27 protein-coding genes are annotated in these 19,353 nt (G+C 53.9%); all 27 read left to right on the top strand.

What is annotated here, in order from left to right:
• Positions 1-30 precede the first annotated feature (30 nt).
• The 27 genes from rpoC (at position 31) to secY (ending at position 19,326) form a co-directional block, all read left to right on the top strand.
• Positions 31-4,230: a DNA-directed RNA polymerase subunit beta' gene (rpoC, locus tag BLT89_RS00910; RefSeq protein ID WP_090192649.1), complete on the top strand. Its 4,200-nt coding sequence runs from the start codon at positions 31-33 to the stop codon at positions 4,228-4,230.
• 135 nt (positions 4,231-4,365) lie between these two features.
• Complete coding sequence (gene rpsL / locus BLT89_RS00915; RefSeq protein WP_090192650.1) at positions 4,366-4,737, top strand: 30S ribosomal protein S12; 372 nt, start codon at positions 4,366-4,368, stop codon at positions 4,735-4,737.
• A gap of 86 nt (positions 4,738-4,823) precedes the next feature.
• Positions 4,824-5,294 (top strand): 30S ribosomal protein S7, encoded by a 471-nt coding sequence (gene rpsG, locus BLT89_RS00920; protein WP_003246741.1) that lies wholly within the window; start codon positions 4,824-4,826, stop codon positions 5,292-5,294.
• Positions 5,295-5,324: 30 nt separating this feature from the next.
• Positions 5,325-7,427: an elongation factor G gene (gene fusA, locus BLT89_RS00925; RefSeq protein WP_090192651.1), complete on the top strand. Its 2,103-nt coding sequence runs from the start codon at positions 5,325-5,327 to the stop codon at positions 7,425-7,427.
• A 30-nt stretch (positions 7,428-7,457) separates the two neighbouring features.
• Positions 7,458-8,651 (top strand): elongation factor Tu, encoded by a 1,194-nt coding sequence (tuf, locus tag BLT89_RS00930; protein ID WP_090192642.1) that lies wholly within the window; start codon positions 7,458-7,460, stop codon positions 8,649-8,651.
• Between the two features lie 150 nt (positions 8,652-8,801).
• On the top strand, positions 8,802-9,113 hold the full coding sequence (gene rpsJ, locus BLT89_RS00935; protein ID WP_003186070.1) for a 30S ribosomal protein S10: 312 nt from the start codon (positions 8,802-8,804) through the stop codon (positions 9,111-9,113).
• An 83-nt stretch (positions 9,114-9,196) separates the two neighbouring features.
• Complete coding sequence (gene rplC, locus BLT89_RS00940) at positions 9,197-9,832, top strand: 50S ribosomal protein L3 (RefSeq protein ID WP_090192652.1); 636 nt, start codon at positions 9,197-9,199, stop codon at positions 9,830-9,832.
• Positions 9,833-9,846: 14 nt separating this feature from the next.
• On the top strand, positions 9,847-10,449 hold the full coding sequence (gene rplD, locus BLT89_RS00945) for a 50S ribosomal protein L4 (protein ID WP_090192653.1): 603 nt from the start codon (positions 9,847-9,849) through the stop codon (positions 10,447-10,449).
• Positions 10,446-10,745, top strand: a complete 300-nt coding sequence (gene rplW, locus BLT89_RS00950) for a 50S ribosomal protein L23 (RefSeq protein ID WP_090192654.1) — start codon at positions 10,446-10,448, stop codon at positions 10,743-10,745. Before rplD ends, rplW begins: the two co-directional genes overlap by 4 nt.
• A gap of 11 nt (positions 10,746-10,756) precedes the next feature.
• Positions 10,757-11,584, top strand: coding sequence for a 50S ribosomal protein L2 (rplB, locus tag BLT89_RS00955; protein WP_090192655.1), 828 nt, complete (start codon positions 10,757-10,759; stop codon positions 11,582-11,584).
• A gap of 12 nt (positions 11,585-11,596) precedes the next feature.
• Entirely contained in the window at positions 11,597-11,872 is a 276-nt protein-coding gene (rpsS, locus tag BLT89_RS00960; RefSeq protein WP_090192656.1) for a 30S ribosomal protein S19, read from the top strand.
• An 11-nt stretch (positions 11,873-11,883) separates the two neighbouring features.
• Complete coding sequence (gene rplV / locus BLT89_RS00965) at positions 11,884-12,216, top strand: 50S ribosomal protein L22 (protein ID WP_003103908.1); 333 nt, start codon at positions 11,884-11,886, stop codon at positions 12,214-12,216.
• Positions 12,217-12,229: 13 nt separating this feature from the next.
• Positions 12,230-12,916 (top strand): 30S ribosomal protein S3, encoded by a 687-nt coding sequence (gene rpsC / locus BLT89_RS00970; protein ID WP_090192657.1) that lies wholly within the window; start codon positions 12,230-12,232, stop codon positions 12,914-12,916.
• Between the two features lie 12 nt (positions 12,917-12,928).
• Positions 12,929-13,342, top strand: a complete 414-nt coding sequence (gene rplP / locus BLT89_RS00975; protein WP_090192658.1) for a 50S ribosomal protein L16 — start codon at positions 12,929-12,931, stop codon at positions 13,340-13,342.
• Positions 13,342-13,533, top strand: coding sequence for a 50S ribosomal protein L29 (rpmC, locus tag BLT89_RS00980; protein ID WP_090192659.1), 192 nt, complete (start codon positions 13,342-13,344; stop codon positions 13,531-13,533). Before rplP ends, rpmC begins: the two co-directional genes overlap by 1 nt.
• Before the next feature lie 2 nt (positions 13,534-13,535).
• Positions 13,536-13,802, top strand: a complete 267-nt coding sequence (gene rpsQ / locus BLT89_RS00985) for a 30S ribosomal protein S17 (protein WP_090192660.1) — start codon at positions 13,536-13,538, stop codon at positions 13,800-13,802.
• 11 nt (positions 13,803-13,813) lie between these two features.
• Positions 13,814-14,182, top strand: a complete 369-nt coding sequence (gene rplN, locus BLT89_RS00990) for a 50S ribosomal protein L14 (RefSeq protein WP_003289207.1) — start codon at positions 13,814-13,816, stop codon at positions 14,180-14,182.
• A 12-nt stretch (positions 14,183-14,194) separates the two neighbouring features.
• Positions 14,195-14,509 carry a 50S ribosomal protein L24 gene (gene rplX, locus BLT89_RS00995; RefSeq protein WP_090192661.1) on the top strand — a complete coding sequence of 105 codons (315 nt, stop codon included), beginning with the start codon at positions 14,195-14,197 and terminating at the stop codon, positions 14,507-14,509.
• Positions 14,510-14,529: 20 nt separating this feature from the next.
• On the top strand, positions 14,530-15,069 hold the full coding sequence (gene rplE, locus BLT89_RS01000) for a 50S ribosomal protein L5 (protein WP_090192662.1): 540 nt from the start codon (positions 14,530-14,532) through the stop codon (positions 15,067-15,069).
• 14 nt (positions 15,070-15,083) lie between these two features.
• On the top strand, positions 15,084-15,389 hold the full coding sequence (gene rpsN / locus BLT89_RS01005) for a 30S ribosomal protein S14 (protein WP_090192663.1): 306 nt from the start codon (positions 15,084-15,086) through the stop codon (positions 15,387-15,389).
• 182 nt (positions 15,390-15,571) lie between these two features.
• A complete protein-coding gene (rpsH, locus tag BLT89_RS01010; protein WP_090192664.1) occupies positions 15,572-15,964 on the top strand; it encodes a 30S ribosomal protein S8 in 393 nt (130 codons plus the stop codon).
• Between the two features lie 11 nt (positions 15,965-15,975).
• Complete coding sequence (gene rplF, locus BLT89_RS01015; RefSeq protein ID WP_090192665.1) at positions 15,976-16,509, top strand: 50S ribosomal protein L6; 534 nt, start codon at positions 15,976-15,978, stop codon at positions 16,507-16,509.
• Between the two features lie 10 nt (positions 16,510-16,519).
• Complete coding sequence (gene rplR, locus BLT89_RS01020) at positions 16,520-16,870, top strand: 50S ribosomal protein L18 (RefSeq protein ID WP_090192666.1); 351 nt, start codon at positions 16,520-16,522, stop codon at positions 16,868-16,870.
• A 3-nt stretch (positions 16,871-16,873) separates the two neighbouring features.
• Positions 16,874-17,374 carry a 30S ribosomal protein S5 gene (rpsE, locus tag BLT89_RS01025; RefSeq protein ID WP_090192667.1) on the top strand — a complete coding sequence of 167 codons (501 nt, stop codon included), beginning with the start codon at positions 16,874-16,876 and terminating at the stop codon, positions 17,372-17,374.
• An 8-nt stretch (positions 17,375-17,382) separates the two neighbouring features.
• Entirely contained in the window at positions 17,383-17,559 is a 177-nt protein-coding gene (gene rpmD, locus BLT89_RS01030) for a 50S ribosomal protein L30 (protein WP_090198555.1), read from the top strand.
• A gap of 3 nt (positions 17,560-17,562) precedes the next feature.
• The gene (gene rplO, locus BLT89_RS01035; RefSeq protein ID WP_090192668.1) at positions 17,563-17,997 is read left to right on the top strand and encodes a 50S ribosomal protein L15; all 435 of its coding nucleotides are present in this window, start codon (positions 17,563-17,565) and stop codon (positions 17,995-17,997) included.
• Positions 17,998-19,326, top strand: coding sequence for a preprotein translocase subunit SecY (gene secY / locus BLT89_RS01040; RefSeq protein ID WP_090192669.1), 1,329 nt, complete (start codon positions 17,998-18,000; stop codon positions 19,324-19,326).
• Positions 19,327-19,353 lie beyond the last annotated feature (27 nt).

Below are 19,353 nucleotides of genomic sequence, written 5' to 3' on the forward strand. Positions count from 1 at the left end.
GCCGCAGCGGGTCCGTGAGGAGGAAAGGCCTTGAAAGACTTGCTGAATCTGTTGAAAAACCAGAATCAAATCGAAGAGTTCGATGCCATTCGTATTGGCTTGGCATCGCCAGAAATGATTCGTTCATGGTCTTTTGGTGAAGTTAAAAAGCCGGAAACCATCAATTATCGTACCTTCAAGCCCGAGCGTGATGGCTTGTTCTGCGCCAAGATCTTTGGCCCGGTAAAGGATTACGAGTGCCTGTGCGGCAAGTACAAGCGCCTCAAGCATCGTGGAGTTATCTGCGAGAAGTGTGGCGTTGAAGTTGCCCTGGCCAAGGTGCGTCGTGAACGCATGGGCCACATCGAACTGGCATCGCCAGTTGCGCATATCTGGTTCCTCAAGTCGCTGCCGAGCCGTATCGGCTTGCTGCTGGACATGACCCTGCGCGATATCGAAAGGGTTCTCTATTTCGAGAGCTATGTAGTTATCGATCCGGGTATGACCACGCTGGAAAAAGGCCAGCTGCTCAACGATGAGCAGTACTTTGAAGCGCTCGAAGAGTTCGGCGATGACTTCGATGCCCGCATGGGCGCCGAGGCTGTTCGCGAGTTGTTGACGGCGATTGATCTCGAGCACGAAATTGGCCGCCTGCGCGAAGAAATTCCGCAAACCAATTCGGAAACCAAGATCAAGAAGCTTTCCAAGCGGCTGAAGTTGATGGAAGCCTTCCAGGGCTCCGGCAATAATCCTCAGTGGATGGTGTTAACTGTTCTGCCGGTACTACCGCCAGACCTTCGGCCGCTTGTTCCGCTGGATGGCGGTCGTTTCGCGACTTCCGACCTGAACGATCTGTACCGTCGGGTGATCAACCGTAACAACCGCCTCAAGCGCCTGCTCGACCTGTCTGCTCCGGACATCATCGTGCGCAATGAAAAGCGCATGCTGCAGGAAGCGGTAGACGCCCTGCTTGATAACGGCCGTCGTGGTCGCGCCATTACCGGCTCGAACAAGCGTCCGCTGAAGTCTCTGGCTGACATGATCAAGGGCAAGCAGGGCCGCTTCCGCCAGAACCTGCTCGGCAAGCGCGTGGACTACTCGGGTCGTTCGGTAATTACCGTTGGCCCGACCCTGCGTCTGCATCAGTGCGGTCTGCCGAAGAAGATGGCTCTCGAGCTGTTCAAGCCGTTCATTTTTGGCAAGCTCGAATTGCGCGGCATGGCAACGACGATCAAAGCGGCCAAGAAAATGGTTGAGCGCGAGCTGCCCGAGGTTTGGGACGTTCTGGCCGAAGTTATTCGCGAACATCCGGTTATGTTGAACCGCGCGCCGACACTGCACCGTCTGGGTATCCAGGCGTTTGAGCCGGTACTTATCGAAGGTAAGGCGATTCAGCTGCACCCATTGGTCTGTGCGGCGTTCAACGCTGACTTCGATGGTGACCAGATGGCCGTACACGTACCGCTGACGCTGGAAGCCCAGCTTGAAGCGCGTGCGCTGATGATGTCGACCAACAACATTCTTTCTCCCGCTAACGGCGAGCCGATCATCGTTCCTTCGCAGGACGTTGTATTGGGTCTGTATTACATGACCCGTGAAGCTATCAATGCCAAGGGCGAGGGCCGGGTTTTTGCTGATCTGCAGGAAGTAGATCGGGTGTTCCGAGCCGGCGATGCCTCGTTGCACGCTAAGGTAAGAGTGCGCATCAACGAGGTGATCAAGGACCGCGATGGCAGCATCACCAAGAACACACGTATCGTTGATACTACTGTCGGGCGTGCGTTGCTGTTCCAGATCGTACCGTCGGGCTTGTCGTTTGACGTCGTCAACCAGTCAATGAAGAAAAAGGCGATCTCCAAGCTGATTAACCAGTGCTATCGCACGGTCGGCCTGAAAGATACCGTTATCTTTGCTGATCAGTTGATGTACACCGGGTTCGCTTATTCCACCATTTCCGGTGTTTCGATTGGCGTAAACGACTTCGTCATCCCCGATGAGAAAGCTCGCATCATCGATGAAGCTACCTCTGAAGTGAAAGAGATCGAGTCGCAGTACGCTTCTGGCCTGGTAACCCAGGGCGAGAAGTACAACAAGGTGATCGACCTCTGGTCGAAGGCCAACGATGAAGTCTCCAAGGCGATGATGAACAACCTTTCGAAAGAGAAGGTCGTTGATCGCGAAGGCAATACTGTAGATCAGGAATCGTTTAACTCGATGTACATGATGGCTGACTCGGGCGCTCGTGGTAGTGCGGCGCAGATTCGCCAGCTGGCCGGTATGCGTGGCCTGATGGCCAAGCCAGACGGATCGATCATCGAGACGCCGATCACCGCCAACTTCCGTGAAGGCTTGAACGTACTGCAGTACTTCATCTCTACTCACGGTGCGCGTAAAGGTCTGGCGGATACTGCCTTGAAGACGGCCAACTCGGGTTATCTGACCCGTCGTCTGGTTGATGTGGCGCAAGACCTGGTGGTTACCGCAATTGACTGCGGCACTGAGCGTGGTCTGCTGATGACGCCGCATATTGAAGGCGGCGATGTTGTCGAGCCTTTGGGTGAGCGCGTACTCGGTCGGGTTATTGCCAAAGATGTTCTCAAGCCCGGTACTGAGGAGGTTATTGTTCCTGCTGGTACCCTGGTTGATGAGCAGTGGGTCGAGTTCATCGAACTGAACAGTATCGATGAGGTAATTGCCCGCTCGCCAATCACCTGTGAAACCCGTTACGGAATCTGTGCCAAATGTTATGGGCGCGATCTGGCACGTGGCCATCAGATCAACATCGGCGAGGCCGTCGGTGTCATCGCAGCTCAGTCGATTGGTGAGCCTGGTACACAGTTGACCATGCGGACCTTCCACATCGGTGGTGCGGCAAGCCGTACTTCTGCCGCTGACAGCGTTCAGGTCAAGAATGGTGGTGCAGTCCGTCTGCATAACCTGAAACACGTTGAACGCCTGGATGGCAGTCTGGTTGCTGTATCCCGTTCCGGAGAGCTGGCTATTGCGGATGAGTTTGGCCGCGAGCGTGAGCGCTACAAGCTGCCTTACGGTGCGGTGATCTCTGTCAAGGAAGGCGACAAGGTTGATGCTGGCGCTATCGTCGCCAAGTGGGATCCTCACACCCACCCGATCGTGACCGAAATGAAGGGTATTGTGACCTTCGTAGGCATGGAAGAAGGCATCACTATCAAGCGCCAGACAGACGAACTGACTGGTCTGACCAACATCGAGGTTCTCGATCCGAAAGATCGTCCGGCCTCGGGCAAGGATATTCGTCCGGCGATCAAAATGGTCGATGCCGACGGTAAAGAGCTGCTGTTGCCGGGCACAGATGTGCCTGCACAGTACTTCCTGCCTGCAAACGCTCTGATTGGTGTGGCGGATGGTGCGCAGATTGGCGTTGGTGATGTTATCGCGCGTATTCCGCAGGAAACCTCGAAGACCCGCGACATTACCGGTGGTCTGCCGCGTGTTGCTGACTTGTTTGAGGCGCGTCGTCCGAAGGAGGCTTCGATTCTTGCTGAGATCAGCGGCACTATCAGTTTCGGTAAAGAAACCAAGGGCAAGCGTCGTTTGGTTATCACCCCTACTGATGGCAGCGATCACTACGAGGAGCTGATTCCGAAATGGCGTCACCTGAACGTGTTCGAGGGTGAACAGGTCAACAAGGGTGAGGTTATTTCCGATGGGCCTAGTGATCCGCATGACATTTTGCGTTTGCTGGGTGTTAGCGCCTTGGCCAAGTACATCGTCAACGAGATCCAGGACGTTTACCGTCTCCAGGGCGTGAAGATCAACGACAAGCACATTGAAACCATTCTGCGGCAGATGCTGCGTAAGGTTGAAGTGACCGAGTCGGGCGATTCCAGTTTCATCAAGGGCGACCAGATGGAACTGACCCATGTACTGGGTGAGAACGAGCGTCTGGCTGCTTCCGAGAAATTCACTGCTAAGTACGATCGCGTCCTGCTGGGGATTACCAAGGCGTCGCTGTCGACCGAGTCCTTTATCTCGGCAGCTTCCTTCCAGGAAACTACTCGAGTGCTGACTGAGGCGGCGGTAACCGGCAAGCGTGACTTCTTGCGCGGGCTGAAGGAGAACGTCGTAGTAGGGCGTTTGATCCCGGCAGGTACTGGTCTGGCTTACCACAGCGAACGCAAGCGTCGTCGTGAAGCGGATAAACCACAGCGCGTAAGTGCCAGCGAAGTTGAAGCAGCTTTGACCGAGGCGCTGAATCTGGGTAACGAATGAGAGTGAACCCGGCCGATTACCGGTCGGGTCTTTCTTGACTGGCTGCATGAGTCTCTTTAGAATCATGCACCCTTAAAATTGGCAGGCCCGTTCTGTCATTTTATTTATGTCGAAAGACAACAGTGGAGCTAGTAGATGGCAACTATCAACCAGCTGGTACGTCAGCCGCGCAAGCGCATCGTCGAGAAAAGCGACGTGCCGGCGCTGCAGAACTGCCCGCAGCGTCGCGGTGTATGCACTCGTGTATACACAACAACGCCGAAAAAACCGAACTCGGCACTGCGTAAAGTGTGTCGTGTACGTTTGACCAATGGTTTTGAAGTCACTTCCTATATCGGCGGTGAAGGTCATAACCTGCAAGAGCACAGTGTGGTTTTGATCCGTGGCGGTCGTGTTAAAGACCTGCCAGGTGTGCGTTATCACACGGTCCGTGGCTCGCTTGATACTACCGGCGTTAAAGGCCGTAATCAGGCTCGCTCGAAGTACGGTACCAAGCGTCCCAAGTAATAGAGTCATTCATTTCATTTAGAGTCGATAAGAGTAAGGTCGGGTATTTTCCCGGACTAACCTGAAGACCGTTAGAGGGCTTATCAATGCCAAGACGTCGTGTAGCAGCAAAGCGTGAAATTCTGGACGATCCGAAATACGGAAGCCAGATTCTCGCCAAATTCATGAACCACGTGATGGAAAGTGGCAAAAAGGCCGTGGCAGAGCGCATCGTTTATGGTGCTTTGGATACGGTCAAGGCGCGCAAGAACAGTGACCCCCTGGAGATCTTCGAGAAAGCTCTCGACGCCATCGCTCCGCTGGTCGAAGTGAAGTCCCGCCGTGTTGGCGGTGCGACTTACCAGGTTCCGGTTGAAGTTCGCCCATCTCGTCGAAATGCACTGGCCATGCGCTGGCTGGTTGATTACGCGCGCAAGCGCGGTGAGAAGTCCATGGCGCTGCGTTTGGCCGGTGAGTTGCTGGACGCTGCTGAAGGCAAAGGCGCTGCAGTGAAAAAGCGTGAAGACGTCCATCGTATGGCAGAAGCCAACAAGGCTTTCTCGCACTATCGCTTCTAACTTTCGGCGCACTTTGATTTCGAGGGCTTTATGGCTCGTACAACCCCTATTAACCGCTACCGCAACATTGGTATCGTCGCGCACGTAGATGCCGGCAAAACCACTACAACGGAGCGCGTTTTGTTTTATACCGGTGTGAACCACAAGATGGGCGAGGTGCATGATGGCGCCGCGACCATGGACTGGATGGCGCAGGAGCAGGAGCGGGGCATTACTATTACTTCCGCTGCGACTACCGCTTTCTGGGAAGGTTCTGTCAAGCAGTTCCCCAAGCATCGCTTCAATATTATCGATACCCCCGGGCACGTTGACTTCACCATTGAAGTAGAGCGCTCGCTGCGCGTACTTGACGGTGCGGTTGTAGTGTTCTGTGGTACTTCGGGTGTTGAGCCGCAGTCGGAAACCGTATGGCGTCAAGCCAACAAATACGGCGTACCGCGTCTTGTTTACGTTAATAAGATGGACCGTGCCGGCGCTAATTTCCTGCGCGTGGTCGGGCAGATCAAGCAGCGTCTGGGCCACACTCCGGTGCCTATTCAGTTGGCGATCGGTGCTGAAGAAAACTTCCAGGGCCAGATTGATCTGATGACTATGGAAGCTGTCTACTGGGACGATGCCGATAAAGGTACGCTTGCTCGCCGCGAGCCTATTCCTGCAGAGCTTCAAGATTTGGCAGATGAGTGGCGCAGCAATATGGTCGAGGCTGCCGCCGAAGCCAATGAAGAGCTTATGAACAAGTACCTGGAAGGCGAAGAGCTGACCAATGACGAGATCAAATCAGCTCTTCGTCAGCGCACGATAGCCGGTGAAATTGTTCTGGCGGTGTGCGGTTCGTCTTTCAAGAACAAGGGTGTTCCTTTGGTGCTTGATGCGGTTATCGACTACCTGCCGGCGCCGGTAGATATTCCGGCTATCAAAGGCTCGGATGTTGATGATGAAACAGTTGCTATGGAGCGCCATGCAAGCGACGAAGAACCGTTTTCTTCGCTGGCCTTCAAGATCGCGACTGACCCCTTTGTTGGTACTCTGACGTTTGCGCGTGTCTACTCTGGCGTTTTGAGTTCAGGTGACAGCGTTCTTAACTCGGTCAAGGGTAAGAAAGAGCGCGTCGGCCGTATGGTGCAGATGCACGCCAATAGCCGGGAAGAAATCAAGGAATGCCGTGCGGGTGACATTGCTGCACTGATTGGCATGAAAGATGTGACCACTGGTGACACTTTGTGTTCGATCGAAAAGCCGATCATTCTTGTGCGTATGGACTTCCCTGAGCCGGTTATTTCGGTTGCAGTTGAGCCGAAGACCAAGGAAGACCAGGAAAAGATGGGTATTGCCTTGGGCAAGCTGGCTCAAGAGGATCCTTCTTTCCGCGTCAAGACTGATGAAGAGACTGGTCAGACGATCATTTCCGGGATGGGTGAGCTGCACCTGGACATTCTGGTAGATCGTATGCGTCGTGAGTTCAATGTTGATGCAAACATTGGCAAGCCGCAGGTTTCTTATCGTGAAAAGATCACGAAGAGTTGCGAAATCGAAGGCAAGTTCGTTCGCCAGTCCGGTGGTCGTGGTCAGTTTGGCCATTGCTGGGTGCGTTTCGCGCCTGCCGATGAAGGCCAGGAAGGTCTGCAGTTTGTCAACGAAGTGGTTGGTGGTGTGATTCCGAAGGAATACATCCCGGCTATTCAGAAGGGCATTGAAGAGCAGATGAAAAACGGTGTTGTTGCCGGTTATCCGCTCATCGGCCTGAAGGCGACTGTGTTTGATGGTTCGTATCACGACGTTGACTCGAACGAGATGGCGTTTAAAGTGGCTGCCTCGATGGCGACCAAGCAGCTGTCCCAGAAGGGTGGTGCTGTAGTGCTTGAGCCGATCATGAAGGTCGAAGTTGTAACGCCTGAAGATTACATGGGTGACGTCATGGGTGACCTGAATCGTCGTCGTGGGATGATTCAGGGCATGGAAGATTCGGTGTCGGGCAAGGTTATCCGTGCCGAGGTTCCATTGGGCGAAATGTTCGGTTATGCGACTGACGTCCGTTCCATGTCTCAGGGTCGCGCGAGCTACTCCATGGAATTTTCTAAATACTCCGAGGCTCCGTCGAATATCGTCGAAGCTATCGTTAAAAGACAAGGCTGATTCAGTCCTTTAGGCTAGAGGTGTATTGTCGTGGCTAAAGAAAAATTTGAACGTAACAAACCGCACGTCAACGTTGGCACCATTGGTCACGTTGACCATGGTAAAACCACTCTGACTGCAGCGCTGACTCGCGTTTGCTCCGAAGTATTCGGCAGCGCAAAGGTAGACTTCGACAAGATCGATAGCGCACCGGAAGAGAAAGCTCGTGGTATCACCATCAACACTGCGCACGTAGAGTACGACTCGTCTGTTCGTCACTACGCGCACGTTGACTGCCCAGGCCACGCTGACTATGTGAAGAACATGATCACCGGTGCTGCGCAGATGGATGGCGCTATCCTGGTTTGCTCGGCCGCAGATGGTCCGATGCCACAAACCCGTGAGCACATTCTGTTGTCCCGTCAGGTTGGCGTTCCTTACATCGTCGTGTTCCTGAACAAGGCTGACATGGTTGATGATGCCGAGCTCCTGGAGCTGGTGGAAATGGAAGTGCGTGACCTGCTCAGCACTTACGATTTCCCGGGCGACGACACTCCGATCATCATCGGCTCCGCGCTGATGGCGTTGAATGGTCAGGATGACAACGAGATGGGCACCACTGCCGTCAAGAAGCTGGTCGAGACTCTGGATAGCTATATCCCTGAGCCGGTCCGTGCCATCGACAAACCATTCCTGATGCCGATCGAAGACGTATTCTCCATCTCCGGCCGCGGTACCGTGGTAACCGGTCGTGTAGAGCGCGGGATCGTCAAGATCCAGGAAGAAATCGAGATCGTTGGTCTGCGTCCTACCACCAAAACAACCTGTACTGGTGTAGAGATGTTCCGCAAGCTGCTCGACGAAGGTCGTGCTGGCGAGAACTGCGGTGTATTGCTGCGCGGTACCAAGCGTGATGACGTCGAGCGTGGTCAGGTTCTGGCCAAGCCGGGCACCATCAAGCCGCATACCAAGTTCGAGTCGGAAGTGTATGTGCTGTCGAAGGAAGAAGGCGGGCGTCACACACCATTCTTCAAGGGCTATCGCCCGCAGTTCTACTTCCGTACTACCGACGTTACCGGTAGCTGCGAACTGCCGGAAGGCGTTGAGATGGTAATGCCAGGCGACAACGTGCAGATGGTTGTTACCTTGATCAAGCCAATTGCCATGGAAGACGGCCTGCGTTTCGCGATTCGCGAGGGTGGCCGTACCGTTGGTGCTGGCGTGGTAGCCAAGATCATCGAGTAATCGAATCTTGTCGACTGGAAAGGCCCCTGCGGGGGCCTTTCTATTTGTAGATCATTGATTGACACCCGCCAGGTGCATCCGTACAATTACGCCTCCTTTTATCGGGCGTACTGTGCTTGATGGGAATGGCAACTTGGAGTCAGAGCTCAAATGCAAAACCAACAAATCAGAATTCGATTGAAGGCTTTTGACCATCGCCTGATCGATCAGTCTACCCAGGAAATCGTGGAAACCGCGAAACGTACTGGTGCTCAGGTGCGTGGGCCGATTCCATTGCCTACTCGCAAGGAGCGTTTCACCGTTCTGGTTTCTCCGCACGTCAACAAAGACGCGCGCGACCAGTACGAAATTCGCACGCACAAGCGTGTACTGGATATCGTTCAGCCCACTGACAAAACTGTCGATGCGCTAATGAAGCTTGATCTTGCAGCTGGTGTGGAAGTGCAGATCAGCCTCGGCTAAAACCTTGCGGTTTTAGTCGTGTAACGCTCTGAAATGGGCGGCCATAGCGGGTGAAAGCCCCGTACACTAATGAGGTTTACAACATGACTATTGGTTTAGTCGGTCGTAAGTGCGGTATGACCCGCATTTTTACCGAAGAAGGTGTCTCCATTCCGGTTACGGTCATTGAGGTCGAGCCGAATAGAGTTACACAGTTCAAATCAGAAGATACTGATGGCTATCGCGCTATTCAGGTTACCGTTGGTGAGCGTCGTGCTTCCCGTGTGACCAAGGCGCAGGCGGGTCACTTTGCCAAGGCAAAAGTAGCCGCCGGTCGCAACGTCATGGAGTTCCGTCTTGAAGATGGCGACTACCAGGCTGGCGACGAGGTCAAGGTCGAATTGTTCCAGGCTGGACAGATGGTGGATGTCACCGGTCAGTCCAAGGGTAAAGGCTTTGCCGGTACCATCAAGCGCTGGAACTTCCGTGGCCAAGATAATACCCACGGCAACTCCCTTTCTCACCGCGTTCCGGGTTCGATTGGACAGTGTCAGACCCCAGGTCGGGTTTTCAAGGGCAAGAAAATGTCCGGGCACATGGGCGACAGGCGTGTGACGGTTCAGTCCCTGGAAGTTGTGCGCGTCGATGCAGAACGCAATCTGTTGCTGGTCAAGGGCGCTGTGCCTGGTGCTACCGGTAGCGATGTGGTTGTGCGTCCGGCAGCCAAGGCTCGCGGTTAAGAGAGGAAGCTGAGATGCAACTTAATGTGAATGGCGCTCCGGCTATCGAAGTCTGCGAGCGTACTTTTGGTGGCGAGTTCAATGAAACTTTGGTCCATCAAGCTGTAGTCGCCTATATGGCCGGCGGCCGTCAGGGCAGCAAGCAGCAGAAGACCCGTTCCGATGTGCGTGGTGGTGGTAAGAAGCCATGGCGTCAGAAGGGTACTGGGCGTGCTCGTGCGGGCACGATTCGCAGCCCGATCTGGCGTGGGGGTGGTGCTACCTTTGCGGCGCGTCCACAAGATCACGAGCAAAAGCTGAACAAGAAGATGTATCGCGCAGCAATGCGTTCGATTCTTGCCGAGCTTGCACGTACTGATCGCCTGGTTGTTGTGCAGGACTTTTCGGTGGAATCGCCGAAGACCAAAGCATTGCTGGGCAAGCTTGATGGTATGGGTCTGGCTGATGTGCTGATTGTTTCCGATGCCATCGACCAGAACCTGTATCTGGCTGCGCGTAATCTGCCGCATGTAGATGTTCGTGACGTGCAGGGTTCGGATCCAGTAAGCCTGATCGCTTATGACAAGGTGCTGGTAACCGTGTCTGCCGTGAAGAAATTTGAGGAGCTGCTGGCATGAACCAGGAACGCGTATTCAAAGTACTGCTAGGTCCGCACGTTTCCGAGAAGGCTACTGTGCTGGCTGACGGTAAAAGCCAATTTGTTTTCAAGGTTGCTACTGATGCAACCAAGCTGGAAATCAAGAGGGCCGTAGAAAGCCTGTTCAGCGTGAAAGTCGCTGGTATTTGCACCTTGAATGTTAAGGGCAAGACCAAGCGTACCGCTCGCGGCCTGGGCAAGCGCAACGACTGGAAGAAGGCGTATATCGCTCTCCAGCCGGGTCAAGATCTCGATTTCGCCAGCAGCGCTGAGTAAAGGGGTGCATCATGGCAATCGTTAAATGCAAACCGACTTCCGCTGGCCGCCGTTTCGTGGTCAAGGTTGTCAATAAAGATCTGCACAAGGGCGCACCTTACGCTCCGCTGCTCGAGAAAAAATCGAAAACAGGCGGCCGTAACAACAATGGGCGTATTACTACGCGTCACATTGGTGGTGGTCACAAGCAGCATTATCGTCTGGTAGATTTTCGTCGCAACGACAAGGACGGTATTCCGGCCACTGTCGAGCGCATCGAATATGATCCGAACCGTACCGCACACATCGCTTTGTTGATGTATGCAGACGGCGAGCGTCGCTACATCATCGCGCCAAAAGGCGTAAGTGCTGGCGACCAGTTGATTGCTGGTTCTGCTGCGCCGATCAAAGCCGGTAACTGCATGGCTCTGCGTAATATTCCGGTCGGTTCGACTGTTCACGGAATAGAGATGAAGCCAGGTAAAGGTGCGCAAATTGCGCGCTCAGCAGGTGCTTCGGCTCAGCTGGTTGCGCGTGAAGGTGTCTATGTCACCTTGCGTTTGCGTTCCGGTGAAATGCGCAAAATTCTGTCCGAATGCCGGGCGACCCTGGGTGAAGTCTCGAATTCCGAGCACAGCCTGCGTTCGTTGGGTAAGGCAGGTGCCAAGCGTTGGCGCGGAGTTCGTCCTACCGTTCGCGGTGTGGCAATGAACCCTGTTGATCACCCGCATGGTGGTGGTGAAGGTCGTACGTCGGGTGGTCGTCATCCGGTGTCTCCATGGGGCTTCCCGACTAAGGGCGCGAAGACTCGTGGTAACAAGCGTACTGACAACATGATCGTCCGTCGTCGCAATAAATAAAGGGATACGACAGTGCCACGTTCTCTGAAAAAAGGTCCTTTTATCGATCTTCACCTAATGAAGAAGGTCGAAGTTGCGGTTGAAAAGAATGATCGCAAGCCAGTGAAAACCTGGTCGCGTCGCTCGATGATTCTGCCGCAGATGGTCGGTCTGACCATCGCCGTGCATAACGGTCGTCAACATGTCCCGGTTCTGGTGAACGAAGACATGGTCGGCCACAAACTCGGCGAGTTCGCTGCTACCCGCACTTATCGTGGGCATGTGGCTGACAAGAAAGCCAAGCGTTAAGGGGTTAGGAAATGGAAGTAGCCGCTAAGTTGTCGGGCGCTCGCATATCTGCCCAGAAAGCCCGCTTGGTCGCAGACCAGATTCGCGGGAAAAAGGTGGGTGAAGCGCTCAATCTTCTGGCTTTCAGCAGTAAGAAAGCCGCGGAGATAATGAAGAAAGTGCTGGAGTCGGCTGTGGCCAACGCTGAGCACAACGAAGGCGCGGATGTGGATGACCTCAAGGTTTCCACAGTCTTCGTAAACGAGGGGCGTTCGCTGAAGCGCATCATGCCGCGTGCCAAAGGCCGCGCTGATCGCATCGTCAAGCGGTCTTGCCATATTACTGTCAAGGTTGCCGACAAGTAACGGAGTCGAACAGATGGGTCAGAAAGTACATCCCACTGGCATACGCCTGGGAATCGTCAAGGATCACACCTCCGTCTGGTACGCCAGCGGTCGGACTTATGCGGACTATTTGTTTGCAGATCTGATGGTGCGTGAATATCTCCAAGACAAATTAAAAAACGCGTCCGTTAGCCGTATCGACATTGCTCGTCCGGCTCAAACCGCAAAGATCACCATTCACACTGCTCGTCCCGGCATCGTAATCGGGAAGAAAGGTGAGGATGTTGAAAAACTGCGTCAGGACCTGACCAAGAAAATGGGTGTGCCCGTGCACATCAACATCGAAGAGATCCGCAAGCCGGAACTCGACGGTCTGCTGGTAGCCCAGAGCGTGGCTCAGCAGCTGGAACGCCGTGTAATGTTCCGTCGCGCTATGAAGCGCGCAGTACAGAACGCGATGCGTATTGGCGCTAAAGGCGTCAAGATCCAGGTAAGCGGTCGTCTTGGTGGTGCCGAAATTGCTCGTACCGAGTGGTATCGCGAAGGTCGTGTACCTTTGCACACTCTGCGTGCTGACATTGACTATGCAACTTACGAAGCGCACACCACTTACGGTGTGATTGGCGTAAAGGTATGGATCTTCAAGGGCGAGGTCATCGGTGGCCTGCGTGAAGAACTGAAACCTTTGGCGCCTGCGCCTCGCAAGAAAGCCGCCAGGTAAGGAGTACGCCAAATGTTGCAACCAAAGCGTACAAAATTCCGCAAGCAGATGACTGGTCACAACCGTGGCCTGGCTCAGCGCGGTAGCAAAGTCAGCTTCGGCGAGTTTGCTTTGAAAGCAGTTGCCCGTGGTCGACTGACCGCACGCCAGATTGAGTCGGCACGTCGTGCCCTGACTCGTCACGTAAAACGTGGCGGTAAAATCTGGATTCGTGTTTTCCCGGACAAGCCAGTTACCAAGAAGCCTCTCGAAGTACGTATGGGTAAAGGTAAAGGTAGTGTTGAATACTGGGTATGCCAGATTCAGCCAGGCAAAGTCCTTTACGAGATCGAGGGTGTTTCCGAGGAGCTGGCGCGTGAAGCATTTGCTCTGGCTGCTGCAAAGCTGCCTCTCGCCACCTCCTTTGTTAAGCGGACGGTGATGTGATGAAAGCGAGTGAACTTCGTGGAAAAACAGCACAGCAGTTGAACGAGCAATTGCTCGGTCTGCTGCGCGACCAGTTCAATCTGCGTATGCAGAAAGCAACTGGCCAGTTGGGGCAGTCTCACCTGCTCTTGCAAGTTAAGCGCGACATTTCTCGCGTGAAGACTGTGCTCAACCAGCAGGCAGGTAAGTAATTATGGGTGAAGCTCAGATTGATGTCCGTACGCTGACAGGCCGTGTCGTCAGCGACAAAATGGACAAAACCATCACCGTTAAGATCGAGCGTCGCGTTAAGCACCCGATCTACGGTAAGTACGTGAAGCGTTCGACCAAGTTGCACGCACACGACGAAAGTAACCAGTGCCGCATTGGTGATCTTGTCACCATTCGCGAGACCCGTCCGCTGGCTAAGACCAAGGCTTGGGCCTTGGTTGCAGTCGTCGAGCGCGCTGTTGAAGTTTGAGGTGAGACACCATGATTCAGACTCAATCCATGCTCGATGTGGCCGATAACAGCGGTGCACGCCGTGTCATGTGTATCAAAGTCCTGGGTGGTTCCCATCGCCGCTATGCCGGCATTGGTGACATCATCAAGGTTACCGTGAAGGAAGCAATTCCGCGCGGCAAGGTAAAAAAAGGTCAGGTAATGACCGCAGTTGTGGTACGTACCCGTCACGGTGTGCGTCGCCCGGACGGCTCCATTATCCGTTTCGACGGTAACGCTGCTGTTCTGCTGAACAACAAGCAAGAGCCGATCGGCACCCGCATTTTCGGGCCGGTGACGCGTGAACTTCGCTCTGAGAAGTTCATGAAGATCGTATCGCTCGCCCCCGAAGTGCTGTAAGGAGAAGGCGTCATGCAAAAGATTCGTCGTGACGACGAGATCATCGTCATCGCCGGCAAGGATAAAGGTAAGCGCGGTAAGGTGCTGAAGGTGCTCGCTGATGACCGTCTGGTCGTTGGCGGGATCAACATCGTCAAGCGTCATACCAAGCCTAACCCCATGTCAGGTGTACAAGGCGGTATCGTCGAGAAAGAGGCGCCATTGAACGTCTCTAACGTCGCCATTTTCAACGGCGAAACCAACAAGGCAGATCGTGTTGGTTTCAAAGTAGAAGAAGGCAAGAAAATTCGTGTCTTCAAGTCGACCCAAAAAGCGGTTGATGCTTGAACACTGCTAGGTAGAAGACCATGGCACGACTAAAAGAGATTTACCGGAAAGAACTCGCACCCAAGCTGAAAGAAGAGCTGAAGCTTGGCAATGTGATGGAAGTTCCGCGCGTTACAAAAATTACACTCAACATGGGTATTGGCGAAGCAATCGGCGATAAGAAAATTATCGAGCATGCCGTAGCTGATATCGAGAAGATCACCGGCCAGAAAGCTGTAGTGACCTATGCCCGCAAGTCAATTGCAGGCTTCAAGGTTCGTGAAGGTTGGCCGATTGGCGTAAAAGTAACTTTGCGCCGTGATCGTATGTATGAGTTCCTGGACCGTCTGTTGGCGATCTCCCTTCCGCGGGTGCGTGACTTCCGCGGGCTGAATGCCAAGTCCTTCGATGGCCGTGGCAACTACAGCATGGGCGTGAAAGAGCAGATCATTTTCCCGGAAATCGATTACGACAAGATTGATGCACTACGTGGTCTGGATATTACTCTTACCACTACTGCGCGTAACGATGACGAAGGTCGCGCTCTGCTGCGTGCCTTTAAATTCCCGTTCCGTAACTGATTTGGAGTTGGAACATGGCCAAAATGAGCATGAAAAACCGCGAGCTGAAGCGTCAGCTCACGGTAGCAAAGTTCGCTAAAAAGCGTGCCGAGCTGAAAGCTACCATCGCCAATCCGAATACCTCTCCGGAAGCGCGCTGGGAAGCTCAGGTAGCACTGCAAAAGCAACCACGCGATGCGAGCAAGTCTCGTCTGCGCAACCGTTGCCGCATCACTGGTCGCCCACATGGGGTTTACCGCAAGTTCGGCCTTGGCCGTAACAAGCTGCGTGAAGCCGCTATGCGTGGTGATGTCCCAGGCCTGGTAAAAGCCAGCTGGTAAAATCGGCATATATCAGTGGCTTTGCTGCTGATATCGCCAGTTAATGAAACGAGCCCCTATTGGGGCTTGTTTCATTTCGAGCTTTTCATTAGAATTGCCGGCTCGCCGAACTCTGGACATTTCCTGTGCGTGGTTTCGGTGATCAGGATCGAAAGATCATATTTTTTAGGAGCAACTAGCCCATGAGTATGCAGGACCCGTTAGCGGACATGCTAACTCGTATCCGTAATGCCCAGATGGCTGAAAAGTCCGTCGTAAGCATGCCGTCTTCCAAGCTGAAGGTGGCTGTAGCAAACGTTCTGAGTAACGAAGGCTATATTTCGGGGTACCAGGTGACCAGCGAAGCCAAACCGCTGCTGTCCATCGAGCTTAAGTATTTCGAAGGCCGTCCGGTTATCGAAGAAATTAAGCGCGCCAGTCGTCCTGGCTTGCGCCAGTACAAATCCGTCGATCAGCTGCCAAAAGTACGTGGTGGTCTGGGCGTTTCGATTGTCTCCACCAACAAGGGTGTGATGACTGATCGTTCGGCCCGCGCCGCTGGCGTTGGTGGCGAAGTGCTCTGCACAGTGTTCTAAGGGGAATAAGCATGTCTCGTGTTGCTAAAAACCCCGTCAAGCTGCCTGCCGGCGTTGAAATAAAGATTGCAGGCCAGCAGCTTTCGGTAAAGGGCGCAAAGGGCGCTCTCGAACTGAATGTTCACCCGTCCGTTGAAGTGACTCAGGAATCTGATGAGCTGCGTTTTGCTGCGCGTAATGGCGATGTGCAGAACCGTGCAATGGCCGGAACCACGCGCGCACTCGTAAACAACATGGTAGTCGGCGTCAGCCAGGGCTTCGAGCGTAAGCTCCAGCTGGTAGGTGTCGGTTACAAGGCGCAGGCCAAGGGTCAGGTGTTGTCGCTTGCTCTCGGTTTCTCGCACCCGGTTGATTATGAATTGCCGCAAGGTGTTACCGCTGAGACGCCAAGCCAGACCGATATCCTGATCAAGGGTGTCGATAAGCAACTGGTTGGTCAAGTGGCTGCCGAGATCCGCGATTTCCGTCCGCCAGAGCCTTACAAGGGCAAAGGTGTTCGGTATTCGGATGAAGTCGTCCGCCGTAAAGAAGCTAAGAAGAAGTAGGGCATAGCAAATGAGCGTAAAGAAAGAAACTCGTCTGCGTCGTGCTCGCAAGGCACGCCTGAAAATGCACGAGCTGCAAGCCATACGCCTTTGCGTGTATCGCTCTTCGCAGCACATGTACGCGCAGGTCATTACGGCCGATGGCGGAAAAGTCCTGGCAAGTGCTTCGACTTTGGACAAAGAACTGCGTGATGTTGCTACAGGCAACGTGGACGCGGCCAAGAAGGTTGGTCAATTGGTGGCAGAGCGTGCGAAAGCTGCAGGCGTTACTCAGGTAGCGTTTGATCGTTCTGGCTTCAAGTACCACGGCCGCGTTAAGGCGCTGGCTGAAGCTGCTCGTGAAGGCGGGCTGGAGTTCTAAGTTATGGCAAATAACGAGCAAAAGCGCGACGAAGGTTACATCGAGAAGCTGATTCAGGTGAACCGCGTTGCCAAAACCGTTAAAGGTGGCCGTATCTTCACTTTCACAGCGTTGACTGTTGTGGGTGATGGAAAGGGTCGGGTTGGATTCGGTCGTGGCAAATCGCGTGAAGTGCCTGCGGCTATCCAGAAAGCGATGGAAGCAGCGCGTCGCAATATGATCCAGGTAGATTTGAATGGCACTACTTTGCAGTACGCCATCAAGTCCAACCATGGTGCTTCCAAGGTTTACATGCAGCCTGCTTCCGACGGTACCGGTGTGATTGCCGGTGGTGCAATGCGCGCCGTTCTGGAAGTGGCCGGTGTCCACAACGTTCTGGCCAAGTGCTACGGTTCGACCAATCCAGTGAACGTGGTTTATGCCACTTTCAAGGGTTTGAAGCACATGCAGTCGCCTGAAAGCATTGCAGCCAAGCGCGGCAAGAGCGTAGAGGAGATCCTCTGATCATGGCTATCGCAACCGTAAAAGTAACGCTGATTAAAAGCGTAAGTGGTCGTTTGGCCAATCATAAAGCTTGCGTCAAGGGTCTTGGCCTGCGTCGCATTGGTCATAGCGTTGAGGTTCAGGATACGCCTGAAAATCGCGGCATGATGAACAAGGCTTACTACTTGCTCCGTGTGGAGGGTTAACCCATGCAACTGAACGATTTGCGTTCCGCGCCGGGTGCTCGTCGCGAAAAGCTGCGGCCGGGCCGTGGTATAGGTAGCGGATTAGGCAAGACCGGTGGTCGTGGTCACAAGGGCCAGACTTCGCGTTCCGGTGGCACCATCGCACCTGGTTTCGAGGGTGGCCAACAGCCTCTGCACCGTCGCCTGCCAAAATTTGGTTTTGTTTCCCTCAAGGCCATGGACCGCGCAGAAGTGCGTACTTCCGAGCTGGCAAAAGTGGAAGGCGACGTGGTTTCTCTTCAGTCGCTGAAGGATGCCAACATTATCAACCAGCATATTCAGCGTGTAAAAGTCATGCTGTCTGGTGAGGTTGGTCGTGCTGTTACCCTTAATGGTATCGCTGCCACCAAGGGTGCGCGGGCGGCTATCGAAGCAGCTGGCGGTAAGTTCGAGGAATAAATGGCCAAGCAAGGTGCTCTCTCTTCGCTGAATAATGGTGGGCTGTCCGAGCTTTGGGCTCGGCTGCGCTTCCTTCTGTTGGCGATAGTTGTCTATCGGATTGGTGCGCACATTCCAGTTCCAGGTATTAACCCGGACCGTTTGGCGGCACTGTTCAAGCAAAACGAGGGAACCATCCTTAGTCTGTTCAATATGTTTTCCGGCGGCGCGCTGGAGCGCATGTCCATCTTTGCGCTGGGGATCATGCCGTACATTTCGGCATCGATCATCATGCAATTGATGACTGCAGTCAGTCCGCAGCTGGAGCAATTGAAAAAGGAAGGGGCATCTGGTCGGCACAAGATCAGCCAGTACACGCGCTACGGCACACTTGCTCTGGCGCTTCTGCAGGCAACCGGGATGTCGATCGGGCTTGCTGGTCAGGGCGTGGCTTTTTCCAGTGACTTTGCTTTCCACTTTGTTGCAGTAACTACGTTTGTTTCAGGTGCAATGTTCATGATGTGGCTTGGCGAGCAGATCACTGAACGTGGCGTAGGTAACGGCATTTCAATGCTCATATTTGCGGGCATTGTGGCGGGTCTGCCTAGTGCAATCGGGCAGTCTTTCGAGTCTGCACGTCAGGGCGATATCAACATTTTCGCGCTGGTTGCCATTGGCATGCTGGCAGTAGCGATCATCGGCTTTGTGGTGTTCATTGAGCGCGGCCAGCGACGTATTGCCGTGCATTACGCGAAGCGTCAGCAAGGCCGTAAGGTCTTCGCTGCGCAGACTAGCCATCTGCCATTGAAGGTGAACATGGCGGGCGTTATTCCGGCCATTTTTGCCAGTAGCATTCTGTTGTTTCCAGCCTCGCTTGGTTCCTGGTTTGGTCAGGCCGAGGGGTTGGGTTGGCTGCAGGATATCTCTCAGTCGATTGCTCCAGGGCAGCCACTGAATATCCTGTTGTTCAGCGCCGGCATTATCTTTTTCTGCTTCTTCTATACGGCTTTGATGTTCAATCCGAAAGATGTCGCGGAAAACCTGAAAAAGTCTGGTGCATTCATTCCGGGTATCCGTCCGGGTGAGCAGTCAGCGCGTTATATTGATGGCGTTCTGACTCGTCTTACCATGTTCGGTGCCCTGTATATGACGGCTGTATGTCTGCTTCCACAGTTTTTGGTGGTGGCTGCAAATGTGCCGTTCTACCTCGGCGGGACCTCGTTGCTGATCGTGGTCGTGGTTGTTATGGACTTCATGTCCCAAGTACAATCACACCTTGTTTCGCATCAATATGATTCCCTGATGAAGAAAGCAAACCTGAAGGGCTACGGCAGCGGAATGCTTCGCTGAAATAGTTTCGTAAGGTTCTAGGAGTAA

The organism is Pseudomonas pohangensis (assembly GCF_900105995.1).
Taxonomy (GTDB): Bacteria; Pseudomonadota; Gammaproteobacteria; order Pseudomonadales; family Pseudomonadaceae; genus Aquipseudomonas; species Aquipseudomonas pohangensis.